Source organism: Collibacillus ludicampi, from assembly GCF_023705585.1.
Taxonomy (GTDB): Bacteria; Bacillota; Bacilli; order Tumebacillales; family BOQE01; genus Collibacillus; species Collibacillus ludicampi.
In genome coordinates, this window is record NZ_BOQE01000001.1 from 477,418 (window position 1) to 495,456 (window position 18,039).

Consider the following 18,039-nt stretch of genomic DNA (forward strand, 5'->3'; position numbering starts at 1 on the left):
CCTCCTGTTCCATGGTTGAAAACTTACAAATTTTGATAAACGGAATGCCACCTCAACCATCGCTTCTCAACAAATTTGACAATCACGTCAGCCAATTTTCCAAACAGGGCATACAACAAGATGCTTAGTACCACTACGTCCGTCTGCATGAACTCACGTGCGTTCATGGCCATATATCCAATTCCTTTGTCTGAAGCGATGGTCTCCGCTACAATTAAAGTCAACCACATAATCCCGAGTGCGTACCGCACCCCGACGAGGATTGAGGGAAGTGCACCGGGTAACAAGATCTTCCAAAAAAGGTGCCAGGCATTCAATCCGTATACTTTCCCCATCTCAAGCAGACCCGGATCCACGTTTCGAATGCCGTGTAACGTATTTGCATACACGGGAAACAAAACCCCAAGTGACACCAGAAACAGTTTGGCTTGCTCGCCGATGCCAAACCAGAGGATGACCAACGGAATCATCGCCAGATGCGGGATATTGCGTATCATCTGGATCGTGGTGTCAAACAATCGTTCCGCAAACCGAAATACACCATTTGCCAATCCCAGTGCAAACCCGAGACTGCCCCCAATCAGGAATCCCATAATCGCCCGTTCAAAACTTATGGACATGTGCTGGAACAGTTCCCCGTTACTAACCAGTTGCCAAGCGGCGGCAACCACTTGGGTGGGCGCCGGCAGGATTTTGACAGACAACCAACCGGATTGGGCGAGCCACTGCCAAGCCAACACCAGCAACGCCGGAAGCAGCCATGGCACCCCCCGATTCGCGAACCATCGACCGATATCGTCCCGTTTCATACCAACGCCTCCTTATACTTCGGAAGGTGCTTAAGGGCAACGATTTCTCCAAATGATCCATCCCACAAATTGGGACTGATTTCGAGCATTCCCCTACTTTCCTTGTAGAAGTTCGATCTTCCCGTCGGTACCAATCTCCCGCCATATCCGAGCGAATCGGACGCCTGTGCAATCTGACGAAGATCGTCGTAATCGGTCGCCCTTCCCCTCACAGTCGTTCCTAAATACTGTCCGTTCTCATGCGTTGGTAAAAACAAGAATACCTTCATGTTTCTCAACCTCCCGTTGCGTCTTCTTTAAGTCTGGAATGGAAATACCGCATCTTTCGCGTAACTAGAGAGAATAAACTGTCCAAGAAGCGATTCCCCCTTTTCAAAAGACAAGCCCCCTGATATACGGCTTTCATGCCGTAAATCAGGGGGCTTCTGGTGGTCCAGTCAGCCACAGCTTTATTCCGACTAATCAGATTTATTTAATGAAATTGTTTGTGTTCCTTATCTTACCTTTCACTCTTTCGTTTTGTCAACCCATCTTTTGAAAAATCTTTTTTCGTGAAAAAGAGTGACTTCAAAAAGCGGCACTTGCCTTTTTACAGGCACATAGGATATCGTCTCGATATTCGTGCCCTTAGCTTTTGTTCCGCTGGTCGGTTCTGAGAGCCCACGTAACAAAGTCCATTTGATGTCGCAGCTATATACATTTGCCATTGTTCATAAACAAACAAAGTCCAATAAACCGTTTGGTTACTTTTTGTCTCCACTGTCTAACACTCCATGGTTATTTTATTGCGATTTAATCGGCGATAATCTGTCGGCGTATGACCCGTTTTCTTCTTAAACAAGGTTATAAAGTAAGCTGTATTGGGAATGCCTACTGCCAGAGAAATTTCTGTAATGGTTTTATCCGAAGTGGTAAGATACTGAATGGCTTTGGAAATTCTCGTTTGCTGGATATATTCGGCCGGGGTTATCCCTTTGATCCGTTTAAACGTACGATGCAAATGATAGGGACTGCCATGACACATGTCTGCCAATGTTTCCAGCGTTAAAGTTTCACCGTAATTCGTGTCAATGAATTGTGTGATTTGGTCCACCCATTCTTCATCCGGCAACCGTTGTCCGGTCGGTTTGCATCGTTTGCATGGGCGAAAATTTTCCGATAGGGCCTGCTGTACATTTTGAAAGATGCGTACATTTTCAATTTTGGGAGGCCTGGATTTACAAGAAGGACGGCAAAAAATACCTGTCGTCTTTACGGCGTAAAAAAATTTATCATCGTAGGACGAATCGTTGTTCACGATCGCTTGCCACATTTCGTCTGTAATACTTTCCTCACCCGTAACTACTTCATTAGCGTTCTGAGGTACCATTTGAATATTCTCATGTTCTTGCTGTGTTTTATTCTTCATTTGGATCACCTCCACACAAAGTATACCTTGGTAGATTGCCGCGCGTACGTTTCCACGAATATAAAAGCAAGATTTCAAAATCACACGGAATCATTTTATGTTAAACCTAAGAATGGATCGTTATGGTTATAAAAAAGGCGTTTCGTGGAAACCTTCGGCCGATACGTAGAGTGGGAGGCAGTGTCACGTCAAGAGGTGAGTCAATAGCGAGTTCCTCTACAACGTGACACCCGTCATTTTTGCGTCAAAATAAGGCATTTCTTTACGCAATTTTGGATCATTACCAGCCGACATGAATAGCTTTCAAAATATGCAAGTACAAGTTTGTCCAAAATGAAGCATTATGGGTTACATTATCGAATTTTTAATAACCGTAACCCATTCAACGTAACCAGTATGGTCGCACCCATATCAGCGAGGATTGCCAACCAGAGTGTAAGCCATCCCGGAAAAACCAAAAGGACAGCCATTAACTTCGTGATTAATGCAAACGAGATGTTTTGTTTTATGACGCGCACTGCACTGCGGCCGAGGCGAATGGTAAAAGGAAGTTTGGACAGATCGTCTGACATTAACGCGATATCCGCGGTTTCCAAGGCGATATCCGTACTCACGCCTCCCATTGCGATCCCTACCGTCGCGGAAGCAAGTGCCGGAGCATCATTCATCCCATCCCCAATCATCGCAACTTTTCCATATTTGTCGCGCAGCTGCTTGATTTTCTCCAATTTGTTTTGCGGTAACAATTCAGCATGATATTCGTCAACGCCAACCCGCTTGGCAATCGTAGCTGCCGTTTTGTTGTTATCGCCGGTGAGCATAATGGTTTTTTCGATACCCGCGTTTTTTAATTCACGAACAGCTTCGACGCTTTGCTCCCTGACTTGATCCGCAACCGCGATCAAGCCGAGAATCTTTTCTTTAGTTCCTAGGATCATAACAGTCTTACCCTGCTCTTGCAGCGACGAGATCCGCTCTTCAATCAAGGAGAGATCCCCGTGAAGCTCTTCAAACAGACGAGGATTTCCGATATAGTACGTTTCCCCTCCAATTCTTCCCGAAGCGCCTTTCCCCGTGATTGCCGCGAAACCTTCTGCCGGATGCGGAGACATGTTGTTTTCTTCCGCTTTATGCACGATCGCTTTTGCCAACGGATGTTCGGACAATTTCTCCAGTCTCGCTGCTATTTCTAGAATATCGAGCTGGTTCTTTCTGCTCACTGTTTCGATATCTGTGACGGCCGGTTCACCTTTGGTTAGCGTTCCGGTTTTATCGAATGCGATAGCTTTCAGGTTGCCCGCCTCCTCCAAAAACACGCCGCCTTTAATCAAAACACCGTTTTTCGCAGCAGAACCGATCGCGGACACGATCGCCACCGGTGTCGAAACGATCAGCGCGCAAGGGCACGCAACAACCAGGAGAGCTAATCCTTCGTAAACCCAACGGTTCCAATCACCTCCTGAAAGTGGAGGAATTACCGTAACGGCGACCGCCAACGCCATGACAATCGGCGTATAATATTTGGCGAATGTATCTACGAACGCTTGAGAAGGCGCTCTTTCGTTTTGTGCTTCTTCCACCAAGTGAACGATTTTCGCAATCGTAGTATCTTCGACCAATTTGTTGACGCGGACTTGAATCGCGCCCTGTTGGTTGAGGCTTCCCGCGTAAACCGCGTCGCCGATGTTTTTTCCAACCGGCATGGATTCACCGGTGATCGCCGCTTCATTGATCGACGATGTTCCGTCAATGATTTCCCCATCAATCGCGATCTTCTCTCCGGGTTTAACCAAAACGACATCGCCTACGATCAGCTCCTCGACAGGAATTTTGTATTCTTTTCCGTTACGAATGACGGTCGCCTCTTTTGGCGCGATGTCCATCAAGGAGCGAATCGATTGCCGGGCTTTCTCCATGGAATAGGATTCAAGCATCTCGCTAACAGAGAAAAGAAACGCCACGACCGCCGCTTCTTTCCATTGCCCGATGAACAACGCCCCCACGATCGCTACGCTCATAAGGACATTCATATCAAAGTTCAACCGAAGCAGATTCCGAATCCCTTTGATCGCGACGGAATATCCACCGGCAACCATTGAAATGAGCAAGAAGGTTTTGGCCGAAACACTGTTCTCTTGAAACATCAAACCGATGAGCGAGGTAATGAGAGATACGCTCGCCGTAATCGACTTGCGATTGGATTCCCAAAAGGACTTGTTCACCGTGGATTCAGGAGCCCCCACCGGATGAATGGTGACGTTCTCCACTTTCTTGATTTCTCTTTGCAATTCATCGTCAGAGATTGCCCCGACAATCGTCAGTTTTGCTGCTGCAAAATTCAATTTTGCCTCTTTTACGCCAGGCACCGCCTGGACATGCCGCTCCAATTTCGCGGCACAATCCGCTCAGGTCAATCCTGTTAATCGGTATTGTTTTTGAACCGCCGAGATGTCATCCATCTTGAATCACCTCCTGCCATCAGGTCGCGCGCACATCCACATGTATCTTTTTCACCTTGACGATCAGACTGCCATGGAAACATACAACAATAGAGGATTACGAGTGTTTTTTCAATGTCAACCATTTTTCATGACGATGAACCAAAAAATTATTGAGATCTTCTCAAATCTGTTCTATCCTTTCGCTAAGCACATGTATAGTTTCATTTCAGTTTCCGAGTTTATTAGCTGTTTCTGTGAAAGATGCACCAGGTAACGTTCAGCATTGATCTTTGTTTTCATTATTTTTTCAGGAAATTACGTTATGGTTAAATCGACACGATCGGATGGAAAAGGAGAACATCGATGTTTAGGATACAGGCTGAACTGTTGAACAGATTATCATTTTTTAATAAGTTTTTCCATTCTCCTAGAACCATTGGGAGCATCACTCCCAGTTCCATCTTTCTAGCTAAAGAGATGGTTAAATGTGTGGATTGGAAAAATACCGATGTTGTTGTAGAGTTGGGGGCCGGTACAGGTATCTTTACCCGCCAAATTCATGGGTTGAAAAAACCGGATTGCTCCGTGGTCATTTTTGAATTGGATCACCAGATGAGAAGGCGTCTCCAAGAACAATACCCAAGTTTTCATTACTATGCAGACGCCCAATATATGTCTCGTGCTCTGGAAGAGTTCGGTATTCCCCAAGTCGATTGTATTGTGTCAGGGTTGCCCTTCACAACATTTCATAAAGGTTTACGGGACAAGATCCTCGATGGTGTTATTCATTCGTTAAAACCCGGTGGATGGTTTATCACGTTTCAATATTCCCTTCACATGAAGAAAGAGCTTATCCAGCGATTTAAAAAGGTCGATATTTCGTTTGTTCCCTTCAATGTTCCCCCGGCGTTTGTATATCGTTGCCAAAAGGAGTAAGCTGATTTCTGGTCAAGATCATGATACTTATCTTTGAACTGGGAAAACGGGTTTGTTCACACGGAGACTCGTTTTGGAATCAGTGGATCCTTTATGATTACCTCAAGATTCAAGGAGAGCGAGAATTGTGAAAGGCTTTTTACTTTGGGGACTCTTGATCTTCTTTATGGTGTATGCGATCATCCCCAGATTCATCATGTTTACCTTTGGTTTCGGCGCATTTAAAAAAGGGCGTGCACGAAATGAAATAGCTTTTACTTTTGATGATGGTCCCGATCCAATATACACGCCTCGTCTACTTGATCTCTTAAAAAAGTATCAGGTCAAAGCTACTTTTTTTGTACTAGGCTCGAAAGCGGAAAAACATCCAGAGTTGATTCTTCGCATGCATCATGAAGGCCATTTGATCGGAATTCATAATTATGTCCATAAGTCCAATTGGTTGATGGCACCTTGGGAGGTAAACCGCCAAATTAACCGTTCAGCCAATATAATAGAAGGAATTACGGGGATCAGGCCTACTTATTATCGTCCTCCCTGGGGATTGCCGAATCTTTTTGATATGGTGTTAAGAAAACAATTCCAAATTGTTCTATGGTCACTAATGGTCGGTGATTGGAAGAGCCGGGGAGGAAAAGAAAAGATCAAAAAAAGATTACTTCATCGCATAACTGGCGGTAGTGTAATTGTTTTGCATGATTGCGGTGAAACATTCGGGGCGGATTTAGATGCGCCTGTACATATGATTGAGGCCTTAGAAGATGTTCTTAGGGAAGTACGTATGCAAGGATATACATGTGTACGAATTGATGAGCTGATACAAATCGATCAAGAACTGTCAGCGAGACCATTTCGTAATGATGTTTCAGGCACTGTTTCTCATTAAAATATGAAAAATTACAGCCAGTCTTTTTCTTATTAACTCAAGTTTCGCACCCTTAGACGTCTGGTTTTTCCTTATTTGCTTAGGCAATCGGTCAATATACTGCTGTTAAATGTTATCGATGACACTCATGTCGTTCCCGTTTTCCATGTAAAGCGATGCTTTCAAATGGGGTGCGAAACTTGAGGTGTTCATGTTACGACCAAATAAATAGCCACCTTATCATAAAGTGGCTGTTATTGTATATTCAAGTAAACCGAATACTTGTTTCTAATCACATCCATCGATACCACAAACCATGCCTTCAACAAAGGTTTTCTTTTGCTTTTCAATCTCCCCATCAATTACTTGTTCTAATGTCTCCTGGCTGTATAAACCAGGTAATACTCGATCGCCAATTATAAAAGTAGGAACAGCCGTAATTTTTGCTTCCTCATAGGCGTGTTGTAATGCTTTCTGATGAGCTTCTTTGTATTTCCGAGTTTCCAATGCTTTTCTAAATTCGTCTCCGTTTAGCCCAACTTCTATTGCAAGTTCAGTAAGAACATCTATCTTTCCGATATCCTTCTCTTCTTGAAAAAATGCCTGCATTATTCGATGATTATAAGCATTTGCTTTTCCCTGTTCTTTTGCAAACTGAAATCCTTCAAAAGCCAAGTGCGTGTATGGTTGGGGTGAAACTCTCGGCAATACTATTTTTACTCCAAAACGTTCTGCTGTAGGGTAAACGTTTTTTCTCCAAGCGTTTTGTAGATAATCCCCTTCAGGTCTTAAAGTTGGAATGGGATATGGACGTAATTCAAAAGGCATCCATTCGATTTCTACATCTTTACCCTTAATCGCTTCTTCAAGCGGAGCCTCCGCTATAAAGCAATAGGGTCAAACATAATCAGAATAAACACGAATTTTCAAACTCATATTTACTCCTCCATTAGAAAAGTCATGCGTTTAAATAGTTTATCCAAAGCCATTTTATCATAGATCAATACCTATTATTGATTCATGATATATTCTAGTTCAACTGAACTGCGCGTTATGTTCGGATATGATTTCGCACATCGGGAACGCTACCGATTAGACAAGAAGCCATTGACCACACATACAAATTAAAAGATGGAAACAAAGCCATATATAGCACTTCCTTGGAGTAGGAAAACCGGCCTTTTCAAGTGTCAGGGGAGGTGAAAAAATTGAAGTCGGGGGCACAAATACCCCCGATCCCTTGCAAACGTTGGGGTGGACAATCGTTCCTGCTTATCCTTCCTGCCTCTGTGTAGCCCTGCCGAGTGCATACAGGATGAGGCCCACTACAAGAGCGATGAGCGCTGCCAAGAGCTGATTGCCAGCTTCTCGCGTCAGAAGCCAGATGCAAAGCACTGCAGCGACAAGCGGAATGAGAATGCCAAACGGAAACTTGAACGATCGATTCACATCCTTCAGCCGGAAACGCAGTATGAGTACGGACAGGCAGACCATGAAGTACTCGTACAAGCGTGCTGCCACGTTGAGAAGAATTAGGTGTGTGAAAGTTCCTGTTGTATCCTGTCGTCCAAATGGCTACCACCGGCGTCCGGAATCGCGGCCATACCTTCGCGAAAACGCTTGGCAATGTGCGATTGAAGGATAACGCGTAAAGGATGCGCGGAGAAGATAAAGCAATACCGCTCTTGGTCCCAAAGATGGACAACACCGCACCGATGGTCATGACCGTAGAGCCGCCAATGAACATAGCCTTCCCAGCATCCGCTAACGGAGCTGTCGACTTGGACAAGGTGGGATCAAGCCATGAGGCAGCCAATTGAATCAGCATGTAGAAGATCGTCACGCCAATTAGAGTACCAATGATACCGATGGCCACAGACTTACGTGGATTGACCATTTCACCTGCCGGTATCGTTGCCATCTCAAATCCGCCATAGGCAAAGATGAGCACGAGTACTGCTTTGCCGAAGTCGTGGGCCACCGCGACATTACCCGTATGTGCGTTCGCTGCCACGAAGTGTACAAGCCCGATGATGATAAGCAGCGTCAATGGGATGAGCTTCACTACCGAGAAGAAGAGGATCGTCCAAGATCCCTTCCGAACCCCCAAAGAATTTAACAAACAGAGAAGCGCAATGACCACAATGATGATGAGATTCTTGTACGGAGCAATGCCATGGACGAGCGCCGCCAGATAACTGACCAAACCGTTCGACAGTGCAGCCCAGCCGACCACAAAGGTTAGCCAGCCCATCCAGCCGACCGTAAACCCCACTGCCTTTCCCATGGCTTCTTCCGCATATACGTACGAGCCGCCCGTTCGGGTAAACATACTGCTAGCCTCGGCGAATACCAAGCCGATGAGGATGGCGATGATTCCAGCCACCAGATAGGCCCACAAGGCCTTTGAACCAGCCAGTCCAGCGACCTGACCAGGCAACAGGAAAATGCCACCTCCAACCACACCGTTGATGCCAATGAACAGCACCTCTGGTGTGCGGAGAACGCGCTTAAGGTTCTCTTCCATAGCTTGTTTCTCTCCTTTATTCCTACTAACCATATCGGAAACATTATTTTAAGGATACGACGACTTGGAACATTGTGCAAGAGGAGTCGTAGAGTCGGGAAAAGTGGACAGGATTTCGAGGATTCATATGATTGGCATGGTACTAGGATGCCAGTAGTGAGATGGGGTATGCCGAATCTTGTGAAGTCATTGCAAAAAAAAGGAAGTCCCTCCATGTTTGAACTTCCCTCTGAGGTAGACAATGCCTCCAAAAATAGACAAGACACTCTTCTTGCGAACAGATTCTTGCGAAAGAATATCCGTCCATAAACTTCTGTATTTGCAGAATGAGAAACCTGTATACAAGCCCCCTCGATTGCATTTGCAGTCTGAGTTACAAAATTGCACCTATTTGGCTCCGTAAAGGTAGTCAACAACACAGAAAGGTTAAGTGCTTTGCGACTGCAGTTGGCTTATTCAGTTCAAATGACCACTGATCCTGCGAAATCGGCAATTTCATTATGGAAATATAACCAAGCACCTTGGTTCATTTGATCTTAATCACCTGGATTTGTCGTTACCACTTCGCTTACCGATTTCCGTACAACTTCTTTATCAATCGTCCGTAGATCTTTGATTTCAACCTCAAAATGGACAATTCTATTTCGTAAACCTGTTCGCCTGGACTCGCCGCGGAGTGCACTATAAAAAAATTCTTGATGGTTGCTTACACATCCCGCTGCAGTTTCTGAATCAAACTCAACAAAACAAGTGACAAAGCCACGATTGATCCTACCCAGTAAACGGCCAAATCCATATTGCCCGATTCCACGGCCATATAGATCGCTGTCGGGATCGTCTCGGTCTTCCCCGGAATGTCTCCAGCGAACATCAAGGTCGCGCCAAATTCGCCGATGCCCCGCGTGAATCCGAATATGTATCCAGATAAAATGAACCGCCACGCAAGCGGAAGGGTTACATACCGAAACACCTGCCACTCGTTAGCTCCCATCGACCGGGCAGCATCTTCCAATTCTCTGTCGATCGACTCAAACCCCGTTTTCAATGTCTGATAGACAAGTGGAAATCCGACCACACCCGCGGCAATTACGGCTGACCACCAAGTAAACACGACAGACTGATGAAACACCCATTCGATCAGCCTTCCGATCAGGCTTTCCTTGCCCATGAAAACCAAAAGCCCGAAACCTACAACAGTCGGGGGAAGAACGAGAGGCAACATGAAAATCGTTTCCAGGATCGCCTTCCCTTTAAATTGACGGCGGGCCACCCACCAAGCCGCAATCAGGCCAACGACAAATGAGAGTATGCTCGCAATAATGGTTACTTTGACGGACAGGAGAACCGGAAGCCAAAAATCCTGATTTATCATGGTTTTTTCGCGGAGGGTAACTTTTGGGATATCATTTCAAAGCCGTACTTCGTGAAGATTGCCTTTGCTTCCGGTCCTTGCAGCCAGTCATACAGATCGCGGGCTTGTGTTGAATGTTTGCTGTTCTTAATAAGACCGAGGGGATAGACGATCGGTTTATGGCTGTTTGGTTCAGCTATAGCCGCAATAGACACTCGATCGGACGACGTCGCATCCGTTTTATACACGATCCCCGCATCAACATTTCCCGTTTCCACATAGGCGAGTACTTGCCGCACGTCCTTCGCGAACACGAGTTTTGATTGAACAAAATCCCATATCCCGTTGTATGAGAGCGACTGTTTCGCATAGGAACCGGCCGGCACGGTTTCCGGTTTGCCGATCGCGATTTTTTTTATTTCGGACTTAGTCAGATCCCTGATACTTTTCAATTCAACATGAGATGTTTTCGGAACGATGAGAACCAATTCATTTCCCAGGAGATCCGACCGGTTTTCAGAGTCGATGATGCCTTTTTCCACCAAGTCGTCCATTTCCTTGGTTCCGGCAGAAAGAAACAGGTCGGCGGGAGCACCTTGTTCAATCTGGTGTTGTAACGTTCCGGAAGCGCCAAAGCTGAAAACCAGTTTGACTCCCGGACGGGAAGATTCGTATACCCTTTGCGCTTCCTTCAACGCATCTGACAGACTCGCGGCAGCCAATATGTACAGTTCGACAGCTTGCGATGAATTTTTAGTGCCGTTCTGCTGTGTCAATGAACTTGACCTGTTTGCGCACCCGATGACTGAAAGCGCCAGCGGGATCATCACTAGGACGGCGACAAAACGAAAGTACCGGCTCATTCACATCCCTCTTTCCCATGACCTGCAAAATCAAATTTGTGAAATCGTGGGTCACGAATTTGTGATTGAAACAACATTTGATGGTCAAACTCGAGATATTGGAATGAGGAAGGGGGATGTGATCCCCCCTACTGTTATGATTCGCCATCTTTTAGAGCCGTTTCGGGGATTTCCAATTGAGACGGCTTGTTCAACCACCGATATAAAACATTTCAATCTTCTCGTTTTTTTGCTTTCTTTGAAATGAACGCTCTTCTGAATAACGATCTCTCCGATGCTGCCAAATGTCCTCGATGTACTGCCCAATTTCCTGATCAGAGGCTCCAGAACGAAGAAGAGCAAGAAGGTTATAGCCTTTTGAAGCAAATAAACAAGTATATAAGTGCCCATCTGAAGATAAACGAGCACGAGTGCAAGAAGAACAAAATGGAGCAGTGATAGAAGAAATCACACCGAATTCCTCATTTGAGCCCAAGTAACGATATCGGGATGCCACTTCTCCAAAATAGTTGGGTTCGATCTGTTGGACGGGTATTTCAGCATGAATTTGGCTGACAATTTCTTCTTTGGAGACCACTTGATTCATATCCCAGCCATTGTTGTTGCCAACATCCATGTATTCAATAAAGCGTACAATATGCCCGCTGCCTCGGAAATACCGGGCAAATGATACGATCTCGCCATCATTGATTCCTTTAAGTACGACCATATTAATTTTTACTTGGAGTCCCGCTTGGGAGGCTGCTTCAATTCCTGCAAGTACGTGTTTGACCTGGTATTTACGCGAGTTCAAACGGGAGAATGTTTCGTCGTTAAGTGTATCCAGACTTACATTGATCCGCTCCAAACCTGCATCTTTGAGCAGATGGGCTTGTCTATTTAAGAGAACCCCATTGGTGGTTAAGGAAATGTCTTGAATCTGGCGGATAGATCTCAGCATGCGAATCAGTTTCGGGAGGTCTTTTCTCAAAAGCGGCTCGCCGCCTGTAATACGAATTTTTGTCACGCCCATGGACGCAAAAATGCGCGCCAATCGGACGATTTCTTCAAAACTGAGCATCTGGCTCGATTGCAAAAATGGATAGTCTTGGCTGAAAATCTCTTCCGGCATACAGTATCTGCAACGAAAGTTGCAACGATCCGTTACCGAAATTCGTAAATCTCTAAGCGGTCGTCCGAGCACATCCGTTATATTTTTTTTCATGATGAACCCCCCTTTTTCGCTGTTTATATTTTTATGATTTATCCGCCGCTGACCGGTGGAATCAATGCAACCTGATCATCACTTCGGATCACTGTGTCTACTTTTACATACTTTTGATTTACCGCAATCATGCACGATTGAATCGAATGTTGATATTCGGGATACATCTTGATCAACCGTTCAATCAGCCCGGATACTGTTATTTCAGTTTCCATAGAAATCTCCACACACTTGCCAATCTTTTCACCCAACTCGGCAAAACAGAGGATCTTTAACTTTCTTTCCATCTCATCACCCTTCTTTTCTTAAGCAATTGCATCCAACCCAATTGGCCCCATCTTCTCCGTATTCCTTCTTCCAGATCGGAACAAACTCTTTAATCCGGTCTATTGCGTAACGGCAACCCTCGAAAGAAGCTTTACGATGAGGGGCAGACACAGCAATGGCTACAGCCACCTCTTCGATATCCAGACGACCGACCCGATGAACCATTGCTATCTTTGAGCACTGGAATTTTTCCAGCACTTCGTTTCCGATTTCTTCCAACATCTTCTCGGCCATTTCTTGATATGTTTCATATTCCAAATATAAGGTTTTCTTTCCATCGGTCAGCTCGCGCACCGTCCCCATAAAGGTACAAACGGCTCCGCAATTACGATCTTTTACCGATTCGATCAGGTGCTGGACATCGATTACCTCATGTGTGATAGCAAAATTTATCAATGTGCTCATCTCCCATATAGCGAAACAAAATAAGAAATCTTTGATCAAACGGCAGGTTAGAGTCGCATTTCCCTGATTTTTATATTAGTATAACTTTTCCTAAAAAATCTTCCAACGATCCGATTGTAGATGTTGAACCAGATCGCTTATGAATTTGGATCCATCTGCTCCATCTATGATTCGGTGGTCAAAAGAAGCATTCAGAATGAGGACGGGTTTTATTTCTACTCTATTATCTACGACAACCGGTTGTTCCCGAACCTGTCCTACAGCTAAGATACCCGCTTCAGGGGGATTTACAATCGCTACAAATTCATCAATTTCAAATGATGCTAGATTTGAAATTGTGAAAGTACCATGACTCATTTCTTCGGGCTTTAAGATGCCTTTTTTTGCTTTTTCAATTAATTCAACACGTTTTTTTGCAATCTCCGCCAATGACATTTGATCGGCATTATGAATCACTGGTACTACCAGTCCATCATCTACCGCTACCGCTAGTCCTACATTGATATCGTCATGTTCATAAATGTATGGTTGGGTATCGGAATCAATGTATGAGGCATTCACGCTAGGATGTTTTTTTAATGTCAATGCGACGGCTTGAATAAGAAAATCGTTAATTGACAACCGGACTCCTATAGATTCTTCGAAACTTGAAACCAATAGGTTACGAACTTGTAGGATTGCTGTGACATCCACTTGTTTCTTTAGTTGAAACTGGGGAACCATCATAAAACTTTGCGTCATTCGTTCAGCAATAATTTTTCTCATTCGGGTAAGAGGTACATGTTTTCCTTTTCCTCTAGCTTTTGTCGTTTTCACTGGTAATTTGGTTTTTATTGTATCAATTTCTATTTTTCGTTCCTTCAGAGATTTTTCTGCGATGGCTTCTTGTACATCCATCAATAGGATCCTGCCCCTAGGTCCGGAACCTCTTAATCCTTCTATTTCTATTCCGTTTTCTCGTGCTAATTTTCTTGCTGCTGGAGATATTCTAATTCTGTATGGTTCTTCAACAGGAAAATCTATATTTTGAAACATGTTTACCGGTTCATCTTGTTCCTTTGTATCTGAGATATAACCCAATACTGTACCAACGGGTACAACTTCTCCCTCTTTGACAAGTATATCTTGAAGAATTCCGTCGACGGGCGCCTCGACTTCTAGGGCGGCTTTATCCGTTTGAATCGTAAGTATGACTTCATGTTTTTCTACATAATCACCAACTTTTTTTTCCCATGCCAGCATTTCTGCCTCCTCCATGGTTAACCCCATTTTCGGGAGTACTATTTCCGTAGTCATTATCATGAACCTCCCTCAATTTAAACCCATCATTTATCCATTAATTTCTTGACCTTCAACAGCTAAGGTAGCCTCTCCAAATATTTCATTCAGAGTAGGATGAGGGTGGATAGTTAAGGAAACTTCCCAAGCTGTAGCTTGCAACAGCATACCTAGAGCTGCCTCTCCGATTAATTCTGTTGCATCGGTTCCAATGATGTGTACTCCTATGATTTGATCCGTTTTTGCATCGCAGATAATCTTTACAAAACCATCGGAATTCCCAAGGGTTAAAGCTCTACCAATCCCTTTGAACGGGAATTTCCCGACTTTAAGTTCTAATCCTTTTTGTACTGCTTCTTGTTCAGTAAAACCGATACTTGCGACCTGAGGGTGAGAGTAAACACATCTTGGAACTGATAACGGTTGATACGGATGGACTTCACTCTTAATCATATGATCCACGGCTATGATTCCTTGATGAGCGGCCACATGAGCTAATTGGTAGGATCCAGTAATATCACCGATAGCGTATAGACCTTTTGTTGTTGTTTCTAGAAATTCATTTACTGGAACAAAGCCCTGAGATATATCAATACCCAGTTGTTCCAAACCTATATCTTTGATATTATTTGTTCTACCAACAGCAACAAGAAGTAGATCTGCTTCCACCTTAACTTCCGAATTTCCCGACCGTATAACTGGAATTTGCACGCCTGTATCCAAGATTTTTAAACCCTCTAAATTGACTGTTGAATCAAGTAATAGTTCAATTTTTTTCTTTTTCATTATGCGTTCCATTTCTTTACTTATATCTTCGTCCTCGAAAGGCAGAAGTCTGTTTTGTTGCTCAATGATCTTTACCTTACTGCCAAGTTCGTGAAAAAGAGTTGCAAATTCAACACCTATAACCCCCCCTCCAAGGATCGCAACCGAACTCGGAATATAATCCATATCTAACATTTGGTCACTCGTCACAACTTTATTTCTCACCAATTCTAATTGAGAGGGAAAAGCAGGCTTCGATCCTGTCGCTATAATGACTTTTGATGTCTTAAACTCTAGTACTTCTTTTTCTTTACGCACTTGTACAAAGAAATCTGTACCGTCATGCTTCGCTATTTTCCCAAAACCAAATTCAACTCGAATTTTGTTTTTTTTCATCAAGTATTGAATGCCTTGATAGAGCTGATGAATTACCCCTTCTTTTCTTTCCATTAACTTCTCTACTGAAATTTTAGGACTACCCTCAATCTCAATTCCCCAATCTTTAGCGAAGGAATTAACTTTGTTGAAAAGACTTGAACATTCTAATAAGGTTTTAGTCGGAATACATCCCTTGTGAAGACACGTCCCGCCTAATTTGTCCTTTTCAATAAGAAGTACTTTCAAGCCTTTTTTGGCCGCCCGAATTGCGGCAGTATATCCCCCTGTTCCACCACCAATAATCGCTAAATCATAATAAGTTTCCATAACTTCCACCTTTATTTTGGGTATCGAGCTTTACATAAACAAAAATCCAAATATCCACATGAATCGTACCGTTTCTCTGAAACATTCTCTTCTGTCAATGCAGGTATCCGTGTACTTTGGCGAGTTGGATAGAACAGATCATAAAAGAACTTAGATTGACAGATAAAGGGAGTTCCTCACTGCATCAACGATATCCCGTACCTGAGGAAGCGTTTCTTTTTCTAAATTTAAGTTGTAAGGAATTGGAACGTCTTCAGCACCTACTCTATACACTGGTGCATCCAGTTCATCAAACGCTTCTTCTTGAATTCTAGCGGCTACCTCAGCCCCCCACCCATAGGATTTCGTCGCCTCATGAACAATAAGCAATCGATGGGTTTTTTGCACCGATTTCTTTACCAGTTCCAAGTCCAGCGGTACCAACGTGCGGAGGTCAATCACTTCCGCTTCAATTCCCTCTTTTTGAAGTTCCTTAGCAGCGTCAAGACAGAAATGAACCATTCTTGATATAGAAACTATAGTAATATCCTTACCTGCTCTTTTTATATCGGCCTTTCCTAAAGGAATGAAGTATTCTTCACTAGGTATCTCAGCCTTCTGATTATAAAGCATTTTATGTTCTATAAAGATTACAGGACATCCCTCACGAATCGATGATTTCAGTAATCCCTTCGCATCATATGGAGTCGAAGGTAAAACCACCTTAATTCCCGGAACGTGTGCAAATATTGTTTCAAGACTTTGAGAATGCTGTGCAGCATTTCCTCTTCCCCCGCCTCCTTGGGTACGAATTACTAAAGGAACTTTCGTTTGTCCCCCGGACATGTAGGACATCTTTGCTGCCTGGTTCAAAATTTGATCCATTGCCACGAGGGTGAAGTCCACCCACATGATCTCCACAACTGGTTTCATTCCAGTCATAGCGGCTCCAATCCCTGCCCCAATAAACCCTGCTTCGGAAATTGGTGTATCAATAACTCTGTCTCTACCAAATTCATCCAATAAACCTTTGGTTACCTTGAAGACGCCACCGTAAGATCCTATATCTTCACCCAGAAGAATAACATCTGGATCTGAATGCATTTCCTCTCTAAGAGCCTCATTTATAGCTTCCGCATACGTAACAATTTTTTTAGTAGACATCGGTAAAGATCTCCTCCATCCCAGGTTGTTCTGCTTCCATCGCCTGTTGAGCTGCTGTATCAATTTCCTTGTAAATCTGATTCTGAATTTCATTCAATCGCTGTTCATCCAATAATTGTTCTTGTAAGCACACTTGTTGAAAACGTTTTATTGGTTCCTTTTGTCTCCACTCTGCCACTTCTTCTTTACTGCGATAAGTTTCCGCGTCCCCAAACATATGGCCCGCGAGTCGATAAGTTTTTGCCTCAATAAACGTCGGTCCCTCACCCAAACGGGCGCGATTTACGGCTGCTTTTGTGGCTTCAAACACAGCTCGAACATCATTTCCGTCTACTACAATAGAGGGTATACGGTAAGCGGCCCCTCTTTCGGCGAGATCCTCATTTAACGTAGAATATTTTATTGGAGTCATTTCGGAGTACAGGTTGTTTTCACATACAAACACAATCGGAAGCTTTAAAATGGCAGCTAAATTTAACGCCTCATGAAAAGCACCTTGATTTGTTGCTCCATCTCCGAAAAAGGTTACGGCAATTTGCCCTTTCTTCCTATATTTTGCGGTTAAAGCGGAACCGACAGCGATCGGTATTCCGGCACCAACGATTCCGTTCGCACCTAAAATCCCCAATTCGCGGCATGCAATGTGCATCGGTCCCCCTTTCCCCTTGCAATATCCATCTTTTCGCCCTAACATTTCAGCGAATAACTTATAAGGATCTGCCCCTATTGCTATTGCTTGACCGCGTCCACGATAAGTCATAGTTATATAGTCATCCGTATTTAGATTCATACATACACCTGTTGCTACTGCTTCTTGCCCTATATAGGAGTGAAGTGAACCTCCCATCAGTCCTTGTTTATACAGCTCTATACTTTTCTCTTCAAATGCCCGGATTACATTCATTTTGCGCCAGGCTTCTTCCGCTTTTTGTTGATCCCAGCTCCAAGACTGTTCGTTTAATTCAAAGAATTGTAACCATTCACCCATTTATTTCACTACCTTTATTATTAA

17 protein-coding genes are annotated in these 18,039 nt (G+C 44.0%); 2 read left to right on the forward strand and 15 right to left on the reverse strand.

Going from position 1 to position 18,039, the window contains the following annotated elements:
- Nucleotides 1-23: 23 nt before the first annotated feature.
- The 4 genes from ssuC to DNHGIG_RS02580 form a co-directional block, all read right to left on the reverse strand.
- Entirely contained in the window at nt 24-809 is a 786-nt protein-coding gene (ssuC, locus tag DNHGIG_RS02560) for an aliphatic sulfonate ABC transporter permease SsuC (protein ID WP_282198189.1), read from the reverse strand.
- On the reverse strand, nt 806-1,078 hold the full coding sequence (locus tag DNHGIG_RS02565) for a hypothetical protein (protein ID WP_282198190.1): 273 nt from the start codon (nt 1,076-1,078) through the stop codon (nt 806-808). The genes ssuC and DNHGIG_RS02565 overlap by 4 nt, the downstream gene beginning before the upstream one ends.
- Nucleotides 1,079-1,572: 494 nt before the next feature.
- A complete protein-coding gene (locus tag DNHGIG_RS02575) occupies nt 1,573-2,217 on the reverse strand; it encodes a bifunctional transcriptional activator/DNA repair enzyme AdaA (RefSeq protein ID WP_282198191.1) in 645 nt (214 codons plus the stop codon).
- 353 nt (nt 2,218-2,570) lie between these two features.
- Entirely contained in the window at nt 2,571-4,676 is a 2,106-nt protein-coding gene (locus DNHGIG_RS02580; protein WP_282198192.1) for a heavy metal translocating P-type ATPase, read from the reverse strand.
- A gap of 345 nt (nt 4,677-5,021) precedes the next feature.
- On the opposite strand from DNHGIG_RS02580, the gene DNHGIG_RS02585 reads away from it, so the two are divergent.
- Nucleotides 5,022-5,594 carry a class I SAM-dependent methyltransferase gene (locus DNHGIG_RS02585; RefSeq protein WP_282198193.1) on the forward strand — a complete coding sequence of 191 codons (573 nt, stop codon included), beginning with the start codon at nt 5,022-5,024 and terminating at the stop codon, nt 5,592-5,594.
- Between the two features lie 127 nt (nt 5,595-5,721).
- Complete coding sequence (locus DNHGIG_RS02590; RefSeq protein ID WP_369414655.1) at nt 5,722-6,480, forward strand: polysaccharide deacetylase family protein; 759 nt, start codon at nt 5,722-5,724, stop codon at nt 6,478-6,480.
- Nucleotides 6,481-6,747: 267 nt separating this feature from the next.
- Here DNHGIG_RS02590 and DNHGIG_RS02595 read toward each other — a convergent pair whose 3' ends face one another.
- The 11 genes from DNHGIG_RS02595 to DNHGIG_RS02645 form a co-directional block, all read right to left on the reverse strand.
- A complete protein-coding gene (locus DNHGIG_RS02595) occupies nt 6,748-7,395 on the reverse strand; it encodes a DsbA family oxidoreductase (RefSeq protein ID WP_282198194.1) in 648 nt (215 codons plus the stop codon).
- Between the two features lie 247 nt (nt 7,396-7,642).
- Nucleotides 7,643-8,986, reverse strand: coding sequence for an APC family permease (locus DNHGIG_RS02600; RefSeq protein WP_282198195.1), 1,344 nt, complete (start codon nt 8,984-8,986; stop codon nt 7,643-7,645).
- A gap of 706 nt (nt 8,987-9,692) precedes the next feature.
- Nucleotides 9,693-10,358 carry a molybdate ABC transporter permease subunit gene (gene modB, locus DNHGIG_RS02605; RefSeq protein ID WP_282198196.1) on the reverse strand — a complete coding sequence of 222 codons (666 nt, stop codon included), beginning with the start codon at nt 10,356-10,358 and terminating at the stop codon, nt 9,693-9,695.
- Nucleotides 10,355-11,200: a molybdate ABC transporter substrate-binding protein gene (modA, locus tag DNHGIG_RS02610; RefSeq protein WP_282198197.1), complete on the reverse strand. Its 846-nt coding sequence runs from the start codon at nt 11,198-11,200 to the stop codon at nt 10,355-10,357. The genes modB and modA overlap by 4 nt, the downstream gene beginning before the upstream one ends.
- Nucleotides 11,201-11,390: 190 nt before the next feature.
- Nucleotides 11,391-12,404: a GTP 3',8-cyclase MoaA gene (gene moaA, locus DNHGIG_RS02615; RefSeq protein WP_282198198.1), complete on the reverse strand. Its 1,014-nt coding sequence runs from the start codon at nt 12,402-12,404 to the stop codon at nt 11,391-11,393.
- 38 nt (nt 12,405-12,442) lie between these two features.
- A complete protein-coding gene (gene moaD, locus DNHGIG_RS02620) occupies nt 12,443-12,691 on the reverse strand; it encodes a molybdopterin converting factor subunit 1 (protein WP_282198199.1) in 249 nt (82 codons plus the stop codon).
- 4 nt (nt 12,692-12,695) lie between these two features.
- Nucleotides 12,696-13,127 (reverse strand): molybdenum cofactor biosynthesis protein MoaE, encoded by a 432-nt coding sequence (locus tag DNHGIG_RS02625; RefSeq protein ID WP_439647721.1) that lies wholly within the window; start codon nt 13,125-13,127, stop codon nt 12,696-12,698.
- A gap of 99 nt (nt 13,128-13,226) precedes the next feature.
- Nucleotides 13,227-14,432 (reverse strand): dihydrolipoamide acetyltransferase family protein, encoded by a 1,206-nt coding sequence (locus DNHGIG_RS02630; RefSeq protein ID WP_282198201.1) that lies wholly within the window; start codon nt 14,430-14,432, stop codon nt 13,227-13,229.
- Nucleotides 14,433-14,465: 33 nt separating this feature from the next.
- Nucleotides 14,466-15,884, reverse strand: a complete 1,419-nt coding sequence (gene lpdA / locus DNHGIG_RS02635) for a dihydrolipoyl dehydrogenase (protein WP_282198202.1) — start codon at nt 15,882-15,884, stop codon at nt 14,466-14,468.
- A gap of 150 nt (nt 15,885-16,034) precedes the next feature.
- Nucleotides 16,035-17,027: an alpha-ketoacid dehydrogenase subunit beta gene (locus tag DNHGIG_RS02640; RefSeq protein ID WP_282198203.1), complete on the reverse strand. Its 993-nt coding sequence runs from the start codon at nt 17,025-17,027 to the stop codon at nt 16,035-16,037.
- Nucleotides 17,017-18,015, reverse strand: a complete 999-nt coding sequence (locus tag DNHGIG_RS02645) for a thiamine pyrophosphate-dependent dehydrogenase E1 component subunit alpha (protein ID WP_282198204.1) — start codon at nt 18,013-18,015, stop codon at nt 17,017-17,019. Before DNHGIG_RS02645 ends, DNHGIG_RS02640 begins: the two co-directional genes overlap by 11 nt.
- Between the last annotated feature and the right edge of the window lie 24 nt (nt 18,016-18,039).